Source organism: Bacillus safensis (assembly GCF_039619585.1).
Taxonomy (GTDB): domain Bacteria; phylum Bacillota; class Bacilli; order Bacillales; family Bacillaceae; genus Bacillus; species Bacillus safensis.
In genome coordinates this window covers 3134157-3152038 of the sequence record NZ_CP154909.1, presented here as the reverse complement: position 1 = coordinate 3152038, position 17882 = coordinate 3134157, and the positions used below count along the sequence as shown (strand labels likewise).

The 17882-nt window shown below is 40.1% G+C and carries 19 protein-coding genes; 18 read left to right on the top strand and 1 reads right to left on the bottom strand.

Annotation, left to right across the window (positions count from 1 at the left end; translation table 11 throughout):
* Nucleotides 1–8 precede the first annotated feature (8 nt).
* The 14 genes from flgL (at nucleotide 9) to AAYR28_RS16190 (ending at nucleotide 13712) form a co-directional block, all read left to right on the top strand.
* The gene (gene flgL / locus AAYR28_RS16255; protein WP_034281095.1) at nucleotides 9–917 is read left to right on the top strand and encodes a flagellar hook-associated protein FlgL; all 909 of its coding nucleotides are present in this window, start codon (nucleotides 9–11) and stop codon (nucleotides 915–917) included.
* Nucleotides 918–963: 46 nt separating this feature from the next.
* The gene (locus AAYR28_RS16250; RefSeq protein WP_024423616.1) at nucleotides 964–1542 is read left to right on the top strand and encodes a DUF6470 family protein; all 579 of its coding nucleotides are present in this window, start codon (nucleotides 964–966) and stop codon (nucleotides 1540–1542) included.
* 28 nt (nucleotides 1543–1570) lie between these two features.
* Nucleotides 1571–2005, top strand: coding sequence for a flagellar assembly protein FliW (gene fliW, locus AAYR28_RS16245; protein WP_024423615.1), 435 nt, complete (start codon nucleotides 1571–1573; stop codon nucleotides 2003–2005).
* Nucleotides 1999–2223 carry a carbon storage regulator CsrA gene (gene csrA / locus AAYR28_RS16240; protein ID WP_008360181.1) on the top strand — a complete coding sequence of 75 codons (225 nt, stop codon included), beginning with the start codon at nucleotides 1999–2001 and terminating at the stop codon, nucleotides 2221–2223. The genes fliW and csrA overlap by 7 nt, the downstream gene beginning before the upstream one ends.
* Nucleotides 2224–2384: 161 nt before the next feature.
* Entirely contained in the window at nucleotides 2385–2726 is a 342-nt protein-coding gene (gene flaG / locus AAYR28_RS16235; RefSeq protein ID WP_034281093.1) for a flagellar protein FlaG, read from the top strand.
* A 20-nt stretch (nucleotides 2727–2746) separates the two neighbouring features.
* The gene (locus AAYR28_RS16230) at nucleotides 2747–4276 is read left to right on the top strand and encodes a flagellar hook-associated protein 2 (RefSeq protein WP_120207794.1); all 1530 of its coding nucleotides are present in this window, start codon (nucleotides 2747–2749) and stop codon (nucleotides 4274–4276) included.
* 17 nt (nucleotides 4277–4293) lie between these two features.
* Entirely contained in the window at nucleotides 4294–4698 is a 405-nt protein-coding gene (gene fliS, locus AAYR28_RS16225; protein WP_024423612.1) for a flagellar export chaperone FliS, read from the top strand.
* Complete coding sequence (fliT, locus tag AAYR28_RS16220; RefSeq protein ID WP_041115575.1) at nucleotides 4695–5036, top strand: flagella biosynthesis regulatory protein FliT; 342 nt, start codon at nucleotides 4695–4697, stop codon at nucleotides 5034–5036. Before fliS ends, fliT begins: the two co-directional genes overlap by 4 nt.
* A gap of 13 nt (nucleotides 5037–5049) precedes the next feature.
* Nucleotides 5050–5430, top strand: coding sequence for a hypothetical protein (locus AAYR28_RS16215; protein ID WP_041115576.1), 381 nt, complete (start codon nucleotides 5050–5052; stop codon nucleotides 5428–5430).
* Nucleotides 5431–5463: 33 nt separating this feature from the next.
* Nucleotides 5464–7149, top strand: a complete 1686-nt coding sequence (locus AAYR28_RS16210) for a methyl-accepting chemotaxis protein (RefSeq protein WP_120207792.1) — start codon at nucleotides 5464–5466, stop codon at nucleotides 7147–7149.
* A 188-nt stretch (nucleotides 7150–7337) separates the two neighbouring features.
* Nucleotides 7338–7901, top strand: coding sequence for a ribosome hibernation-promoting factor, HPF/YfiA family (gene hpf, locus AAYR28_RS16205; protein WP_024423608.1), 564 nt, complete (start codon nucleotides 7338–7340; stop codon nucleotides 7899–7901).
* Nucleotides 7902–8099: 198 nt separating this feature from the next.
* Nucleotides 8100–10625: a preprotein translocase subunit SecA gene (gene secA / locus AAYR28_RS16200; RefSeq protein ID WP_120207790.1), complete on the top strand. Its 2526-nt coding sequence runs from the start codon at nucleotides 8100–8102 to the stop codon at nucleotides 10623–10625.
* A 67-nt stretch (nucleotides 10626–10692) separates the two neighbouring features.
* A protein-coding gene (gene prfB / locus AAYR28_RS16195) for a peptide chain release factor 2 (RefSeq protein WP_098677688.1) occupies nucleotides 10693–11794 on the top strand; the annotation gives its coding sequence in 2 pieces (ribosomal slippage) (nucleotides 10693–10764 and nucleotides 10766–11794; 1101 coding nt in all).
* A gap of 124 nt (nucleotides 11795–11918) precedes the next feature.
* Entirely contained in the window at nucleotides 11919–13712 is a 1794-nt protein-coding gene (locus tag AAYR28_RS16190; RefSeq protein WP_081124900.1) for a M3 family oligoendopeptidase, read from the top strand.
* Nucleotides 13713–13729: 17 nt separating this feature from the next.
* Here AAYR28_RS16190 and AAYR28_RS16185 read toward each other — a convergent pair whose 3' ends face one another.
* A complete protein-coding gene (locus tag AAYR28_RS16185) occupies nucleotides 13730–14464 on the bottom strand; it encodes an alpha/beta fold hydrolase (protein WP_120207788.1) in 735 nt (244 codons plus the stop codon).
* Nucleotides 14465–14653: 189 nt separating this feature from the next.
* On the opposite strand from AAYR28_RS16185, the gene AAYR28_RS16180 reads away from it, so the two are divergent.
* The 4 genes from AAYR28_RS16180 to ftsX all read left to right on the top strand — a co-directional run bounded on the left by AAYR28_RS16180 (nucleotide 14654) and on the right by ftsX (nucleotide 17833).
* On the top strand, nucleotides 14654–15502 hold the full coding sequence (locus AAYR28_RS16180) for a YitT family protein (RefSeq protein WP_024426245.1): 849 nt from the start codon (nucleotides 14654–14656) through the stop codon (nucleotides 15500–15502).
* A 48-nt stretch (nucleotides 15503–15550) separates the two neighbouring features.
* Nucleotides 15551–15880: a cytochrome c551 gene (gene cccB, locus AAYR28_RS16175; RefSeq protein WP_024423602.1), complete on the top strand. Its 330-nt coding sequence runs from the start codon at nucleotides 15551–15553 to the stop codon at nucleotides 15878–15880.
* 383 nt (nucleotides 15881–16263) lie between these two features.
* Entirely contained in the window at nucleotides 16264–16950 is a 687-nt protein-coding gene (gene ftsE, locus AAYR28_RS16170; RefSeq protein ID WP_024423601.1) for a cell division ATP-binding protein FtsE, read from the top strand.
* Entirely contained in the window at nucleotides 16943–17833 is an 891-nt protein-coding gene (gene ftsX / locus AAYR28_RS16165; RefSeq protein ID WP_034281079.1) for a permease-like cell division protein FtsX, read from the top strand. Before ftsE ends, ftsX begins: the two co-directional genes overlap by 8 nt.
* Nucleotides 17834–17882 lie beyond the last annotated feature (49 nt).

Genomic DNA, 17882 nt, shown 5'->3' with positions numbered 1-17882 from the left:
GATAACGGATGCGAGTCACACAAGGGATGATTTCTCAAAACTCACTTCGAAATATTAGTAAAAGCTATGAAAAACTTTCTAAAATTAATGAGCAGGCACAAACAGGCAAACGTTTTACAAAAACGTCTGATGATCCTGTTGCAGCAGTAAAAAGCCTTCAATATAGTACTGCCTTGTTTCGAAATGAACAATATAAAAATAACTTAAATGAAGCACAAAACTGGATTGATACATCTGAAACAAGTGTCACGGAAATCATTGATATTATGTCAAATATACGAGATAAAGTGCTTGATGCGGCAAATGGAACAAAGCAGCCCGAAGATTTAGCAGCTATCGGAGTGGAAATTGGCCAGATGAAGAATCAAATCATTGATGCAATGAACACTCAAATGCTAGGTAAGTTCGTATTTAATGGGACAAATACAAATGTTAAACCAGTTGTTGAGAATGCAGACGGAACGTATACATTTAACTTCGAAAATTATACAGATGCGAATGCTGTTCAAGCGAATATTTCTGATGGTATCACTTTAAATGTAAACTCAAATCCAATCTCAGCGTTTGGCGGACAGGCTAACGGTCAAAATGTCATTGAAATGCTGACTGATTTAGAAAACTCATTGAAAAATGGAACGTTTGCGAATTCTGATGATGCATTAGGAAGTATCGATCAGTTTAAAGAAGTAATGAGTGCTGAGCGATCTGACCTAGGAGCGCGTTCGAATCGTGTTGACTTAGTAGGAAGTCGTTTGACTTCACAATTTCAAGTACTGAAAAATGCTAAATCAGATAATGAAGATGTTGAAAGTGAAAAGGCAATTCTTGATCTTCTTCAACAAGAGACGGTGAATAGAGCTGCTTTAGCGACAACAGCTAAAGTCATTCAGCCATCCCTTGTTGATTTCTTAAGATAATAAAAAGCATCCGATGGGTGCTTTTTTGCATCATGGAGGTGAACATATGCAAATCCCTAGATTGTTAATGCAGCAAACCTATGCAAAACTTCAAATGTCGACAACTCCTTCCCGGCAAGAAGTAGAGCAGCCACGAGCTGATCTTGAGATTCAGCAGCCACGAGCTGTCATGAATATCAAAAGGACACCGTCGAAATTAACCATTGATCAAACCGAGGCGTTTGCCGATATGGACATCAAGTCAATTTTTAGACGTTCTGAGGAATGGGCAGCTGAGGGGAAGCGTGCTGTTGGAGAAGGAATGGGTCGCAGAGCGGAAGAAGGAAGTGAACTCATCAAGATCGAGAATGGTGGGAATGCGATTGCTGAGTTTGCCAAAATCAATGGCAGTCCCCCAGCAAAACAATTCACCATTGGTGTGATACCTTCATTCTTTAGTGTGAAAATTCACTATCAGCCTTCTGAGCTTCAAATTGATGTGGAGCCGCAAAAAGCTATCATAGAGGCCACACCTCATAAACCAATCGTTAACTACCAGCCAGGTAAGGTCAATATTGATATGTTACAATACCCAGAATTAAAAATAGAAGTTGACGAAACGGGCCAAAATGGTGATAAGGTATAGTTAAGAAAAACGAAAAAGGTCGTGAATTATGATCATTCAAACAAAATACCATGGTGAAGTGACAATCAAAGAGGAGCAAATCATTCACTTCTCTAACGGGATACCAGGATTTCTGGATCAAAAACAGTTTGTCATTTTGCCTTTATCAGAAGAGTCTCCATTTTTAGTTCTTCAATCATTAAATAACTCGGCATTAGGTTTTATCGTCAGCAGCCCGTTTTTATTCTTCAATCAATACGAATTTGATTTAGACGAAACGGTTGTAGACATTCTGGAAGTAGAAGATGCTAATGATGTGGAAGTAATGGTTATTTTAACAATGGAATCATCTATTGAAAAAACAACAGCCAATTTAAGAGCGCCTATTATTGTGAACCGGAAAAACATGAAAGCCAAGCAGGTGATTTTGCATGATTCAGCCTATCATACAAAACATTTGTTAGAGGTGGCATCCTCATGTTAGTGCTGTCTCGTAAATTAAACCAGTCGATTCAAATAGGCGATGATATTGAAGTCAAGATTATTTCAATCGAAGGCGATCAAGTGAAAGTCGGGATTGAGGCTCCTAAGCACATCGATATTCACAGGAAAGAAGTGTACCTGTCAATTCAAGAAGAGAACAATCGTGCTGCTAGTTTATCCTTAGATCTCCTCTCTCAATTATCCTCACAAAAAAAGTGAGGATTTTTTTATCGCATTCAGCTGTCCTTCTCCGTGTGAAAGCGTTTCGATACAGATGTTCATGATCTATAGGAAACTTTAACAAATCGGTCCATCTATATTTAATTTGCAAATTCAAAGCCGATATAAAAGATAGATTAAAGCACAGGAGCTGAATAACTATGTCTGTTGGTAAGTTGACATCGCTAGAGCCAATTATCGATGCATTTCAAACCCGTGTTTCTAATAACCAGAATGACAATGTAAACTCTGACTCACAAGCAAATGGCAGGGCTGTTTCAAAAGAAGAAATTGAAAAAACGCTTCAAGGGGCAAACAAGCTGATTGAACCTACTCAATTTCATCTTCAATTTGAATTACATGAAAAACTCAACGAATATTATGTCAAAGTCGTAGATAACCAAACAGATGAAGTCATTAGAGAAATTCCTTCCAAGGAATGGCTTGATTTCTATGCAGCAATGACAGAAATTGTCGGTTTATTTGTAGATAAAAGAATGTAAATGAAGGGAGAACATAAATAATGGTCAATCGTATTACTGGATTTTCAAATGTGTTCGATATTGATGAAATCGTATCAAAGCTGATGAAAACGGAGCAAGCACCACTTGATACAATGACGCGTCAGAAACAAACACTTGAATGGCAAAGAGACAGCTATCGCGAGGTTAATTCGAAAATTAAAGAATTAGATGATTTGATCAACAGTTTAAACTTAACGCGTCCAAGTACATATGGCGCCAAAAAGGTGACAAGCTCTAATGAATCTGCTGTCACAGCAACTGGATCAACAAATGCGACCTCTGGCTCTATTCATGTCACTCAACTAGCGACAGCTTCTGTCTTCAAGTCCTCTGGTACATCTGGATTTACACCAGCAAATGGCACGTTTACGTTTGAAGTGACGACACCAGATTCAACAAAACCGAAAATGGTGACGATCAATACCTCTGATTCCGATACAATCGATGACATCGTGAAAAAGCTAAACAACGCTCAATTAGGTGTGACGGCTTACAAAGGCCAAATCTCTGATGGCACTAACTACGTGGATACAATTGCTCTTACTTCTCGAACAACGGGTGAAGGCGTCAGTATTAAAGCAGCTGATGGCAATTCGGCTTCATTTTTAACGCAATTAGGCTTCCAAGTAGATGGAGATAACAAATTAGTTGCGACCACTCAAGGACAGAAGGCGCAATACGAGATTAATGGTCTGAAAATGGAAAATAACAACAATACATTCACGCAGGCTGATATTACGTACGAGCTTAAAGCAACCACAGATAAGCCCGTCAGCTTAAACGTTTCAACAGATGTGGATGCAATATATGATAAAATTAAACAATTTGTTGATAAATATAATGAACTCGTTGAGCAGATTAATGGAAAAGTCAATGAAAAGAAAAACAGAGACTATCATCCATTAACGGCTGAAGAGAAAAAAGCGATGTCTGAAAAAGAAATAGAGCTATGGGAAACGACCGCGAAGTCTGGCTTGCTGAGAAGTGATTCCATTTTACGATCTGGTGCCTCTAAAATAAGAAGTGATTTGTATGCTAATATTACGACAAGTGATGCGAATAAAATCCAACTCACACAAATCGGTATTTCGACATCATCCAGCTATAAAGATGGTGGGAAGCTTGAATTTATTAAGGATAGTGATGGAGTAGAGAAATTAAAAAAAGCCATTGAAGAAGACCCGGAGAAGGTCAGACAAATGTTCATCTCGGGTAGTTTAAATGTGGATTCAAAGGATAAAGACAAAGCGCAGCAGCAATATCAAGAACAAGGAATCATCTATCGTATCAAAAATTCCTTATCAGACTTTTCGAAGAGCATTCAAAAAAAGGCTGGCAGCATAACAATGGAATCAAAGGAATACGGACTTGGTAAGGACCTTGATTCTTTGACAAAACGAATGAGTACATTCCAAGATCGTTTAAAAATGGTTGAAGCCCGTTACTACAAAAAGTTTAACGCCATGGATAGTGCAATTCAAAAGCTAAACAACCAATCTGGCTACCTTTCTCAACTGCTTGGACAATAATTGGAGGTTTATAACATATGGCAATACAGAACCCTTATGCCGCCTATCAAAAAAATTCTATTGAGACCGCAACACCTGCCGAGTTGACGCTTATGCTTTATGAAGGCTGCTTAAAGTTCATCAGAATAGCGAAGCATGCCATTCAAAAAGAGGATGCAGAAACGAGAAACTTGAACCTGAAAAAGGCTCAAAACATCATTCAAGAATTAAATGTCACCTTAAATCGTTCCTATGACGTATCAAAGAGTATGGCAAGTATGTATGATTACATTTATCGCAGACTGATAGAAGCCAATCTTCAAAATGACGAAGAGATATTGAATGAAGTAGAAGAGTACGTAACTGATTTTCGTGATGCGTGGAAGGAAGTCATTCAAACCGATCGAAAAGGCCGTCACCACTCTATCGGGGGCTCTCTATGAGTATTGTGGACCAGCTGCATGATCAAACATTAAAAATGGCAGCCGAAATAGCGGAAAATCCGCAAAGTGAGACACTTGTTGAAGACTTTGATGCCTTTTTAATTGAGAGAGACGAATTAATGAGAGATATACAGCATGAATTGACGGATCAAGAAAAAGAGAAAATCCGCGAAATCATCCAAACAGATCAACAGATGGCGAAGCAATTAACGGTTATCCAAAATGGAATAAAGGCAGATATTCAAGCCATACAAAAAAAGAAAACAAAACAGCTGAATTATCAAAATCCATACCAGCCCATAACAAGTGACGGCGTATACTACGATAAACGGAAATAAATAGGTGAGACCTGTGGCGTATCGTTCAAATGACTATATTTTATTAACCACATATTATGAACTTCTATACACGATAGAAGAGAGTCTAAACTATTTAGATGAAATTGAGAAGGATTTTGACAAAACAGAAGGGGATCGGATCTTTAATGATCTGATCCATGCCTTCTTTCATTTAGACACAACACATCCTCTTCTGCTTTCAATTATTGAAAATGAACACTTTGCCAAAACGATTCGTTCGTTTGATCAAATATTTTTAAGTTTTGATGTACTAGCTTTCTATACATTCCCTTCAAATCACTTCCAATCATTCCTGAAAACATACTTTATACCTGAATATAGAAAGTGGATGGATGAAATACATGCCTGTATGAGGCCGTATGTCATTCATTAATTTTTGTCCAATTCAGACCATTCGGAGGAAATTATGAGACTAAAAAATCAATTTTTATTTGGGCTTATTGTCATATGTGTATTGTTTGTCAGTATGTTAGGATTCTCAAGCTTTCTCTATTACAAAACAGATCAATCCTATAAAGCGCTATTAAGCAAGGAAGTGAAGCTTTATCAGACATCGCTGGAATTAGAAACTCTTCTGCAAAAGCAGGAAGCACAGATTAAAACATATGTCGTCGTGCAAGATGCTGAAAATTTACAGAAAATTGAGCAAACATATGAAGATATTAATAAGAAAACAGCAGAAGCTTCTAAAATGAGTACGGTCAAACAAGCAAAAAATCTATTAGATCAAATCTCAGAAAAAAATTATCTCTACTACACCTCAACAAATCGATTATTTAATTCATTAAATATGCAAAACCAAAAAGAATTCAACACCCGCCTTAGTCAAGAATTACAACCTATCGAACAAGAAATACATACCTTTACAAAAGAATTCGCTCAAAATCAGCTAAAACAACGTGATCAAAAAATCAATCAGCTCAATCAAGATAGTAATCAATTATTGCTTACACTCATTTTGGTCAGTGCAGCGATTATTGTTGGCCTTTTGGTGATTGGGATCAGATTTGTTCATCGCATGACAAAACCAATTGTTTCTGTCACAAATGCCGCAAAAAGGATGGCAGATGGTGATCTTACCCTTGAAGAGATTGAAGTGACCTCTAAAAATGAGATTGGTCAACTCGGCACAGCCTTTAATCAAATGACGGCTCATTTGCGTCAGCTTATTTTGCAGGTGCAAAGCGGATCAATACAGCTTGCTGATTCTGCTGCTCAATTTGAGGAAACCATCAGTCAAACGATATCGGCTAGTGAGCAGACATCTAGCTCGATTGAACAGGTCAGTGAAGCTTCACGTGAACAATCAGATGCGGTCGGAAAAGTGGCATCCGCCATTCAGGAAGTGTCGACTGGCATGCAAAATGCAGCTGTACACACGTCCGATGTTTCGGGTCACTCAATTTCAGTGACTGAAAAGGCTGAAGAGGGTGCCGCCCTTATTCAACAATTTGTGCAACAAATGAGTTCTATTAAAGAGTCTGTGAATGAACACCATTCCACAATGGCCCATGTGCAAGCGCAGTTTACAGGCATTCAAGATCTGTTAGGTCATATCCATGCCATTGCTGACCAGACGAATTTGCTTGCTTTAAACGCAGCTATAGAAGCAGCAAGAGCGGGAGAACATGGAAGAGGCTTTGCAGTTGTAGCAGATGAAGTGAGGAAACTGGCAGAAGAATCTAGTCAGTTGACAGATCAAATTAGTCAATTACTCGAGAACGTGAACAAAGATACAGAAAGGTCATCACAATCGATGACGAAGGTTGAGCGGGATGTAGCAGAGGGTGTAAAAGTATCACAATTATCTGAACAAAGCTTCCATGAAATATTGGAATCTATTCGTGATATTTCAATGAAAGCAGAAGAGCTGTCAGCCACTGCAGAACAAATTTCTGCTAGTACAGAGGAAATTTCTCAAACGGTTGGTTTCATTGAAGAAGGTGCGAAACGAAACTCAGAAGAAACAGAGTACATGTCTGCTGCTGTTGAAGAATCATTAGCGGCCAATGAAGAGATGAAAGCGGCTGCGGAGGATCTAAAATCCTTATCTCAATCGCTGAAAACATCGATTTCATCTTTTACCATTTAATGTACGCTGGTCTTTTTCAAGAATCAGCCGAATATATATTCATCACCTATCAAGCAACAGTTGAAGCACCGCAAAATTCGACAAATTTCAATAAATATTCACATTTTTTTTACGTTTGAGCAGGAGAAAAGGAGGGAAAAGTAGAAATAGGTTTACATATCCTTAATTTTAAAGGAGGCGTTCTTTACATGAATTACAATGTCAGAGGAGAAAACATCGACGTAACACCTGCACTAAGAGATCATGTCGAGAAAAAAATTGGAAAGCTGGAGCGTTATTTTGAGACAGATGTAGATGCTTCAGTCAACGTGAACTTGAAGTTTTACAACGATCAAGAATCTAAAGTTGAGGTTACCATTCCAATGACTGATCTAGCACTTCGAGCTGAGGTGCATAATGAGGATATGTACAATGCAGTAGACCTAGCAGCCAGTAAATTAGAACGTCAAATTAGAAAGCACAAAACAAAAGTAAACCGTAAATTCCGCGAGCAAGGTGCCAAAAAGCACTTATTTGCTGGAGGAAATGGTACGGCTGAAGTAGCAGTTCAAGATGACGAAGAGATTGATGAAACAGAAATCGTCAGACAAAAACGTTTCAACTTAAAGCCAATGGATAGTGAAGAGGCCATTCTCCAAATGAACATGTTAGGTCATAGTTTCTTCGTTTTCACAAATGCTGAGACGAATTTGACCAATGTGGTTTATCGCCGAAATGACGGTAAATATGGACTCATTGAGCCAAACGCTTAAATATCAGTTGATGCTGATTCAAAAACAACCTAAATAAAGTAAACCCGTTCCCTTCATAAGGGGCGGGTTTTTTGTGCGAAATTATGGCAAATTCTTTGGAAATGAAAGAAGGTATGGTATGATAAATGCAGGTAAATATGGACCTGTCAAACTTTTGGACATGCCGAAAAATTGCATGAAATAGAGGAGCGTTATTATATGCTTGGAATCTTAAACAAAGTGTTTGATCCTACGAAACGTACGATCAGCCGATATGAAAAAAAGGCAAATGAAATCGAAGCTCTCGCTCAAGATTTTGAAAAATTATCTGACGAGGCTTTACGAAATAAAACGATTGAATTTAAAGAAAAACTTGAAAAAGGACAATCGGTGGATGACCTGCTGGTTGAAGCATTTGCAACGGTTCGCGAGGCATCCCGCCGCGTAACAGGAATGTTCCCATTTAAGGTGCAGCTCATGGGGGGGATCGCGCTTCACGAAGGTAACATCGCTGAAATGAAAACAGGTGAAGGTAAAACATTGACATCAACAATGCCTGTTTATTTAAATGCTCTTTCTGGAAAAGGCGTCCACATCGTGACAGTCAACGAATATTTGGCAAGCCGTGATGCGCAGGAAATGGGCAAAATTTTTGAGTTTCTTGGTTTAACAGTCGGCTTAAACTTAAACAGCTTAGACAAAGATGAAAAAAGAGAAGCGTATGCCGCTGATATCACGTATTCAACAAACAATGAACTCGGCTTTGACTATTTACGGGATAACATGGTGCTTTACAAAGAGCAAATGGTTCAGAGACCGCTGCATTATGCCGTGATCGATGAGGTTGACTCCATTTTAATTGATGAAGCGAGAACACCTCTTATTATTTCTGGACAAGCTGCGAAATCAACAAAGCTTTATGTACAAGCCAATGCATTTGTCCGCACATTAAAAATCGAAGATGATTTCACGTATGATATTAAAACAAAAAGTGTGCAGCTGACTGAAAGCGGAATGACGAAGGCGGAAAAAGCATTCGGCATTGAGAACCTGTTTGATGTCAAACATGTCGCGCTGAACCATCACATCGCTCAGGCGCTGAAGGCACATGTTGCGATGCAAAAAGACGTGGATTATGTAGTAGAAGAAGGCCAAGTAGTCATCGTTGACTCCTTCACAGGACGTTTAATGAAAGGACGCCGTTATAGTGAAGGTCTGCATCAAGCCATCGAGGCAAAAGAAGGTCTTGAAGTGCAGAACGAAAGCATGACACTAGCAACAATTACGTTCCAGAACTACTTCCGTATGTATGAAAAATTATCTGGTATGACTGGTACAGCAAAAACGGAAGAAGAAGAATTCCGTAACATTTACAACATGCAGGTTGTCTCAATCCCGACCAACCAGCCAGTTGTTCGTGATGACAGACCTGATTTAATTTACCGCACAATGGATGGTAAATTTAAAGCAGTGGCTGAGGATGTTGCGCAGCGCTATATGACAGGGCAGCCAGTTCTTGTCGGAACAGTTGCAGTTGAGACATCTGAGCTTATTTCTAAGCTGCTTAAAAATAAAGGCATTCCTCATCAAGTGTTAAACGCAAAAAACCATGAGCGTGAAGCACAAATTATTGAAGAGGCTGGTCAAAAAGGTGCTGTGACCATTGCGACAAACATGGCAGGACGTGGTACAGACATCAAGCTTGGCGAAGGTGTAAAAGAACTTGGAGGTCTGGCTGTTATCGGGACAGAGCGTCATGAATCCCGTCGTATTGATAACCAGCTTCGCGGACGTTCTGGACGTCAAGGAGACCCAGGGATTACCCAATTCTATCTCTCAATGGAAGATGAATTGATGCGCCGATTTGGTGCAGAGCGGACGATGGCGATGCTTGACCGCTTTGGCATGGATGATTCTACACCAATCCAAAGTAAAATGGTGTCTAAAGCCGTTGAATCATCTCAAAAACGTGTAGAGGGGAACAACTTTGATTCCCGTAAGCAGCTTCTGCAATATGACGATGTGCTTCGTCAACAGCGTGAAGTAATCTACAAACAGCGTTTTGAAGTGATCGATTCTGACAACTTAAAATCAATTGTCATCAATATGATCCAATCTTCAATTGAGCGTGCGGTGGGATCTTATACGCCAAAAGAAGAGCTGCCTGAAGAATGGAAACTAGATGGTCTTGTTGAATTAATCAACACGAACTATTTAGACGAAGGTGCCATTACGGTCAAAGATATCTTCGGTAAAGAAGCAGATGAAATCACAACCTTCATCATGGATCGTATTAAAGATAAATACGATGCAAAAGAAGAAACATTTGGCGAAGAACAAATGCGTGAATTTGAAAAAGTCATCGTTCTTCGTGCGGTGGATTCGAAGTGGATGGACCATATCGATGCAATGGATCAGCTGCGTCAAGGGATTCATTTACGTGCGTACGCACAAACGAATCCGCTTCGTGAATACCAAATGGAAGGATTTGCGATGTTTGAGCATATGGTTGCTTCAATTGAAGATGACGTGGCCAAGTATGTCTTGAAATCAGAAATCCAAAACAACCTAGAACGTGAAGAAGTGGTTCAAGGTCAAACAACGGCTCATCAGCCGCAAGAGGGCGATGAGGAGAAGACAGTGAAGAAGAAGCCGGTACGTAAAGTCGTAGACATTGGACGAAACTCCCCATGTCACTGCGGAAGCGGCAAGAAATATAAAAATTGTCATGGGAAGACAGAATAAGTAATGGAAAGAGGTGAAAACCTCTTTCTATTCATGTCAGCCCCCATACATCTATGAGGTGAAGGATATGGAATTAGTAGAAATTAGACAAGAGCTTGAAAATATGGCTAGCAGGCTAGCTGATTTTAGGGGGTCTCTTTGACTTAGAAACAAAAGAGGCCAAAATCGCAGAGCTTGAAGCGACGATGTCAGAGGCTGATTTTTGGAATGATCAGCAAAAGGCTCAAGGCGTTATCAATGAAGCCAATGCACTGAAGGATTCTGTGAATTCCTACCATGAGCTCAGTGAATCACATGAAGAGCTGCAAATGACGCATGACTTATTAAAGGAAGATTATGACGAGGAGCTTCATGCAGAGCTTGAAAAAGAGCTGAAGAACTTAACGAAGCAGTTTAACGAATTTGAGCTGCAGCTTCTCTTAAGCGAACCTTATGATAAAAACAATGCCATTCTTGAACTTCACCCAGGTGCAGGCGGAACTGAATCTCAGGACTGGGGTTCTATGCTTCTGCGAATGTACACTCGCTGGGCAGAGCGCAGAGGCTTTAAGGTCGAAACGCTTGATTACCTTCCAGGTGATGAAGCAGGAATTAAGTCTGTGACTTTGCTTATCAAAGGGCATAACGCGTACGGTTACTTAAAAGCTGAAAAAGGTGTCCACCGTTTGGTTCGTATTTCTCCTTTTGATTCTTCTGGCCGCAGACATACATCCTTCGTTTCCTGTGATGTCATGCCGGAATTCAATGAAGAAATTGATATTGATATTCGGACAGAGGATATCAAGGTAGATACGTATCGTGCAAGCGGAGCTGGCGGGCAGCACGTCAATACGACGGACTCTGCTGTTCGTATCACACACATTCCGACGAATGTCGTCGTGACGTGCCAAACAGAAAGATCACAAATTAAAAACAGAGAACGTGCGATGAAAATGCTGAAATCGAAACTTTATCAAAAACGGATCGAAGAACAGCAGGCAGAATTGGATGAAATCAGAGGAGAGCAGAAAGAAATTGGCTGGGGAAGCCAAATCCGCTCTTATGTATTCCACCCTTATTCTCTTGTGAAAGACCATCGAACCAATACGGAGATGGGAAATGTTCAAGCGGTGATGGATGGAGATTTAGATTCATTTATCGATGCGTACCTACGTTCGAAATTATCATAAAAACTCGGCTTCTTGCCGGGTTTTTTTAATTGTGAGAAAATATAATGAATATAAAGGTATGCATACGACATACTGATTCTATATCCTTTGTATGATGAAATTAGCAAATAAAGGGGGAAATATTTTGGGATTAACACCATTGCAAGAAACGTGGGATTTAGATGCCTTTTTTAAAGGAGGCAGTTCTTCACCAGAATTTAAGACATACCTGCAAAACATTCAGCAGCTACTAGATGAATTACGACAAAAGGTGGATGCCTTTTCAAAAGAAGATACACACATTGAAAGCCAATTAACGTCTGTCCTTGACGCGTATGAAACTACATATAAAAAATTGTCTCAAGCAGGTTCATTTGTATCCTGTCTACAAGCTCAAAATACGAAGGATATGAAGGCAGGCAGCCTTCGAGGTACGATTGCCAACCTAGAAGCTGATTTAGGAACCATCCTTGCACTGTTTGATCAAGCGCTAGCTGCTATCCCTGCAAACAAGTGGGAAGAATTGATGAATTCAGCAGCCTTTTCAGATGTCCGCTACATATTAAATGAGCGAAGAGACCGTGTGAAGGATCAATTACCTGTTGAACAAGAAACGCTGATTCAAAAGCTGGCTGTAGATGGGTACCATGCGTGGGATGAGCTTTATTCCAGCTTAGTCAATAAAATCACCATTCCGTTTGAACAGCATGGAGAAACGCAGATGATCTCTGTAGGCCAAGCAGAAAATGCTATGGATGATTCAGATCGTGAAGTCAGAAAGGCCGTTTATCACAACCTAGAGCATGCATGGAAGCAGGATGAACATTTATTTGCTAGTACGCTCAATCACCTTGCTGGTTTTCGTTTGCAAGTGTATGAAGCAAGGGGCTGGGATCACATTTTAAAAGAACCGCTTGAAATTTGCCGGATGAAACAAGAAACCCTTGATGCAATGTGGTCTGTGATTGATGAACATAAGCAGCCATTCATTGATTATTTACACCGAAAAGCTGACATGCTTGGAGTGGATAAGCTGAGCTGGTTCGATGTTGGGGCTCCTATCGGCAGTGAGACCAAAATCTATCCTTATCAAGAAGCAGCTGCTTTTATTGTGAAACATTTCGCAGGATTTGGAGAAGAGCTCGCTGCTTTTACAGAAAAAGCCTTTAATGAACGCTGGGTAGAAGCTGAGGACCGTCCAAACAAACGGGTAGGCGGCTTTTGTACAAATTTCCCTGACAGCGGAGAATCACGTATTTTTATGACTTTCTCAGGAAGTCCATCCAATGTGGCGACACTAGCGCATGAGCTTGGTCATTCGTTTCATCAGGAAGTGATGCAGGATGTTCGCATTCTGAATCGCAAATACGCAATGAATGTAGCTGAAACAGCGTCGACATTCGCAGAAATGATTGTAGCTGATGCCTCATTAAAAGAAGCGGCAAATGAAGAGGAGCGGCTCAGCCTGTTAGAGGATAAGCTGCAGCGCAGTGTAGCTTTCTTCATGAACATTCAATCTCGTTTCTTATTTGAACAGCGCTTTTATGAAGAGCGTAAACAAGGAGAAGTGCCGGCTGACAGATTGAATGAATTGATGGTCGAAGCGCAGAAGGAAGCGTTCGGTGACTCATTAGATGAATACCATCCGCATTTCTGGGCTTCTAAGCTGCATTTCCATATCACGAATGTTCCATTTTATAATTTTCCATACACCTTTGGATACATGTTCTCGTTAGGAATTTACGCAAAAGCATTGCAGGCTGGTACATCGTTTGAAGAGAAATACATTGCATTATTAAAGGATACTGCTTCAATGACAGTAGAAGATTTAGCCAAAAAGCATCTAGGCGTTGACCTTACCCAAAAAGCATTTTGGGAAGAAGCCATTCGTTTGGCTGTAGCAGATGCTGAAGAATTTTTAGAGGTGACAAAAAAATAAAAAATGAAAAGCTCCTATTATGGGAGCTTTTTTGCTGGCTTCAGCCAGTCAACCATTGTCTGGATGAGATCATTTTGCTGCGACAGGGCTGGAATGTCCGCTGGCTGATCCCCTTTTTGTTTGCCATACATGCCAAACTGCGCATGATTCCCGCCTTTTATTTCATGAAAAACGGTTTGAGACGGCAGATTTGCTTTCGATTTTTTGATTTTTTCTTGTGTTGCCAGCCCATCCTTTTCACCTGAAATAGAGAGGATTTTTAGTGACGATTGTTTCAGGTCATCTGATGCTGGATAAGATGCTAGGAAAAAGAGTCCATCGAGCTTGCTCTGATTTTTTTCTGCAAACATAGCGGCAGCTGCCCCGCCAAGTGAATGTCCGCCAATATACCAGTGTTTGATCGATTGGTGATCTTTGATGATGTCCTGCGCTTTGTTTGGATTGAAGATCGCAAAGGAAAATGGCATGTCAGGGATAAAGACAGAGTAGCCTTTTTTCATCAGCGTATCCCCGATATAGGCATACGCAAGTGGTTCCACCTTTGCCCCAGGATAGAGAATGATGCCAGTATCACTTTTTGATGCTTCAAATGTATAAACATTGTTTTTATGTTCCACTTGCTCCATGTTTACTTGTTTTTTTAATGCTTCTGATGGTCCATATGTAAAGCGGCTCCATGTATAGAAAGCACCAAAAGCTAAGATGATCAGTGCAAGTAATGTCATACCTGTTATCTTCAGTATTTTCTTCATCGCATGCCCCTTCTTTCTCATGTACATATTAAATATACCATCAATTCATCCTATGCCAACCGGCAAGTACGCTATTCCGTCTGTGTGATAAAGTATTAATCCATTAGCACTGCATTTGGCTGTTATTTACAATCGTTTTAAGAGGGATTAAAATAGGTGTGCATTCAGAAGTAACGGAGGAAGAAAGACATGAAGCAGGGACATTCACAATTTTGGATCGAAGTGAAAAATTATTTGTTCATTTTAATCGGATCTGCCATCGTGGCGATTGGTTTTAATACGTTATTATTACCGAATCAGATTGCAGCAGGCGGTGTGAGCGGCATTAGTACCATTATGCAGTCATTCGGCTTTGAAGCGGCGTATGTGCAATGGGGGCTTAATATTCCCCTGTTTATCGCTGGCTTTTATTTATTAGGCGGTACATTTGGAGTGAAAACACTCGTTGGCTCGATTTTTTTACCTTTCATGGTGTTTGTCACAAGACATATTGCACCTGTCACACATGAAGCACTGCTGGCGGCTATATTTGGCGGTGTGGTCATTGGGATCGGAATAGGGCTCGTGTTCCTTGGGAATGGATCAACGGGTGGAACAGCACTCGCTGCCAAAATCATCAATAAGTACACAGGACTCACGCTAGGCACCTGTTTAGCGATGATGGATGGCTTGATTGTTCTGGCTGCGATGACGGTCTTTGGAATTGAAGAGGGGCTGTACGCGGTCATTGGTGTGTTTATTTCTAGTAAAACGATTGATGTGGTACAGGCTGGCTTCAGTCATTCAAAAATGGCAATGATCATTACAGGGCATGAAGATGAGGTCAGACAGGCGGTTTTTGATCAAATTGACCGCGGTGTGACGAAGATCTCAGCAGTCGGAGGATATACCGATCATGACCGCCCAATTTTGATGTGTGTCGTTGGGCAGTCACAATTCACAAAGTTGAAACAAGTGGTGAAAGCAATCGATGCATCTGCATTTGTCATCGTGATGGATGCAAAAGAGGTGCTTGGTGAGGGTTTTAAAAGGGCATAAACAAGGATATAATAGCGTTGACCAAATGATTGTAAGGGAGGGAAATAGATGAAAAAAAGCGGATTAACGATGCTATTTGCAGCGATGCTTCTTGTTCTCGCGGCTTGTGGAGGAAATTCAAGCAGCAGTGACAAAGAAGGCAGCAAAAGTGCTTCATCTGTGAGCAGTGGTGAGGAGATCTATCAGCAAAACTGTATTGGCTGTCATGGGAAAGACCTATCTGGCGGAGGCGGACCAAGCCTGAAAGAAGTAGGGAAGAAATATAATGAAAGCCAAATCGCAGATATTGCGCAAAATGGTAAAGGCTCTATGCCAAGCGGTATGGTAGATGAGAAGCAAGCAAAAGAAGTAGCAAAATGGCTTGCAGAGAAAAAATAAAACCTTTGTCTAATCGACAAGGTTTTTTTGTTTTTTTATATGTAGAAAAAGACTTTTAGATAGTATGAAAACGCATTATATTAAATTTTATTTAAAAAATAAGGGTATAAAGGCACGTTTTTCGGTTTTGATTGTTCTATTTACCTTTTATTTATAAGTTTTGAAATATAAATGTAATACCATTGCGTCGATTCATGACGTATAATTGGAGTTGTTGAAATTTAGACGATTCAATTTTTTCATCTTTTTGGATGAAAAGGACATAAATTGTTAGTAAGTATCGAAGGGTATGTGCGTGACCATACATAACGTTTTTTGACGAGAAGTGTCAAAACATCATGATAAGCTGTTAGTCAGCGAATAAGAAAAGATTAGGTGATTACATGATTCAAATGAAGGAAGTCTACAAGATCTATCCTAATGGCGTAAAGGCGATCAATGGAATCAATGTCTCTATCCATCCAGGAGAGTTTGTGTATGTTGTTGGTCCAAGTGGTGCTGGTAAATCCACTTTCATCAAAATGATGTATCGTGAAGAGAAGCCAACCAAAGGGCAAATCTTAATTAATAACAAAGATTTAGGATCAATGAAGGAAAAAGAAATTCCTTACGTAAGAAGAGAAATTGGCGTAGTATTCCAAGATTTCAAGCTGCTTCCAACTCTTACTGTGTTTGAGAACGTGGCATTTGCTCTTGAAGTGATTGGTGAACAGCCTCATATCATTAAGAAAAAAGTGCTTGATGTTCTCGATCTGGTTCAGCTAAAGCACAGAGCGCGTCAATTTCCTGACCAGCTGTCCGGCGGTGAACAGCAGCGTGTGTCTATCGCCCGCTCGATTGTTAATAGCCCTGAGGTCGTCATTGCAGATGAGCCGACAGGAAACCTTGATCCAGACACTTCTTGGGAAATCATGAAGACGCTCGAAGAGATTAATAACCGCGGAACAACAGTGGTTATGGCGACACACAACAAAGAAATTGTAAACACCATGAAGAAACGCGTCATCGCAATCGAAGATGGAATGATTGTGCGTGACGAAGCAAGAGGGGAGTACGGAATTTATGATTAAAACTCTCTCGCGGCATTTACGTGAGAGCTTCCGTTCACTTGGAAGAAACACGTGGATGACATTTGCATCAATTAGTGCGGTTACTGTCACATTGATTTTAGTTGGGGTTTTCCTTGTGATTATGCTCAACTTGAATAACATGGCATCGAACGCTGAAAAAGAAGTAGAAGTAAAAGTATTAATCGAATTAACGGCGAATCAAAAGCAGCAGGATGAATTAAAAGCAGAAATTGAAAAGATTCCTGAAATCAGTAATGTGAAGTACTCATCTAAGGATGACGAACTGAAAGCACTGATTAAAAGCTTTGGAGAAAATGGACAATCCATGGGACTTGTTGATCAAGAAAATCCATTAAACGATGCGTTTATTGTGAAAACAACAGATCCTCACGATACACCAAAAGTAGCGAAGAAATTAGAAAACCTAAAGGGTACATATAAAGTAACCTATGGGAAAGAAGAGGTCAGCCGACTCTTCAATGTAGTTGGAGTAGCGCGTAATGTCGGCATTGTGCTCATTATTGGGCTGTTATTTACAGCTATGTTCTTAATCTCCAATACGATCAAAATTACGATTTTTGCTAGACGTAAAGAAATTGAGATTATGAAGCTGGTAGGTGCAACGAACTGGTTTATCCGCTGGCCATTCTTCATTGAAGGATTATTGCTTGGTGTATTTGGTTCCATTATACCAATTGCCCTATTGCTTGGCACGTATCAATATGCAGTTGGCTGGGTCGCACCGAGAGTACAAGGCTCATTTATTTCAATGCTTCCATACAATCCGTTTGTCTATCAAGTATCACTGGTCCTGCTAGTGATCGGTGCAATCATTGGTGTATGGGGAAGCTTAACGTCTATCCGTAAATTCTTAAAAGTATAAATATATTTTGATGGCAGCATTCGAGGATTCTATAGAAGATGTGACCGGT

Coding starts and splice junctions, on each gene's coding strand:
- cccB (WP_024423602.1), top strand. CDS start 15,551: ATGAAAAAAAGCGGATTAACGATGCTATTTGCAGCGATGCTTCTTGTT.
- fliW (WP_024423615.1), top strand. CDS start 1,571: ATGATCATTCAAACAAAATACCATGGTGAAGTGACAATCAAAGAGGAG.
- AAYR28_RS16180 (WP_024426245.1), top strand. CDS start 14,654: ATGAAGCAGGGACATTCACAATTTTGGATCGAAGTGAAAAATTATTTG.
- AAYR28_RS16250 (WP_024423616.1), top strand. CDS start 964: ATGCAAATCCCTAGATTGTTAATGCAGCAAACCTATGCAAAACTTCAA.
- hpf (WP_024423608.1), top strand. CDS start 7,338: ATGAATTACAATGTCAGAGGAGAAAACATCGACGTAACACCTGCACTA.
- AAYR28_RS16210 (WP_120207792.1), top strand. CDS start 5,464: ATGAGACTAAAAAATCAATTTTTATTTGGGCTTATTGTCATATGTGTA.
- ftsE (WP_024423601.1), top strand. CDS start 16,264: ATGATTCAAATGAAGGAAGTCTACAAGATCTATCCTAATGGCGTAAAG.
- secA (WP_120207790.1), top strand. CDS start 8,100: ATGCTTGGAATCTTAAACAAAGTGTTTGATCCTACGAAACGTACGATC.
- fliT (WP_041115575.1), top strand. CDS start 4,695: ATGAGTATTGTGGACCAGCTGCATGATCAAACATTAAAAATGGCAGCC.
- flaG (WP_034281093.1), top strand. CDS start 2,385: ATGTCTGTTGGTAAGTTGACATCGCTAGAGCCAATTATCGATGCATTT.
- ftsX (WP_034281079.1), top strand. CDS start 16,943: ATGATTAAAACTCTCTCGCGGCATTTACGTGAGAGCTTCCGTTCACTT.
- flgL (WP_034281095.1), top strand. CDS start 9: ATGCGAGTCACACAAGGGATGATTTCTCAAAACTCACTTCGAAATATT.
- AAYR28_RS16230 (WP_120207794.1), top strand. CDS start 2,747: ATGGTCAATCGTATTACTGGATTTTCAAATGTGTTCGATATTGATGAA.
- AAYR28_RS16185 (WP_120207788.1), bottom strand. CDS start 14,464: ATGAAGAAAATACTGAAGATAACAGGTATGACATTACTTGCACTGATC.
- csrA (WP_008360181.1), top strand. CDS start 1,999: ATGTTAGTGCTGTCTCGTAAATTAAACCAGTCGATTCAAATAGGCGAT.
- fliS (WP_024423612.1), top strand. CDS start 4,294: ATGGCAATACAGAACCCTTATGCCGCCTATCAAAAAAATTCTATTGAG.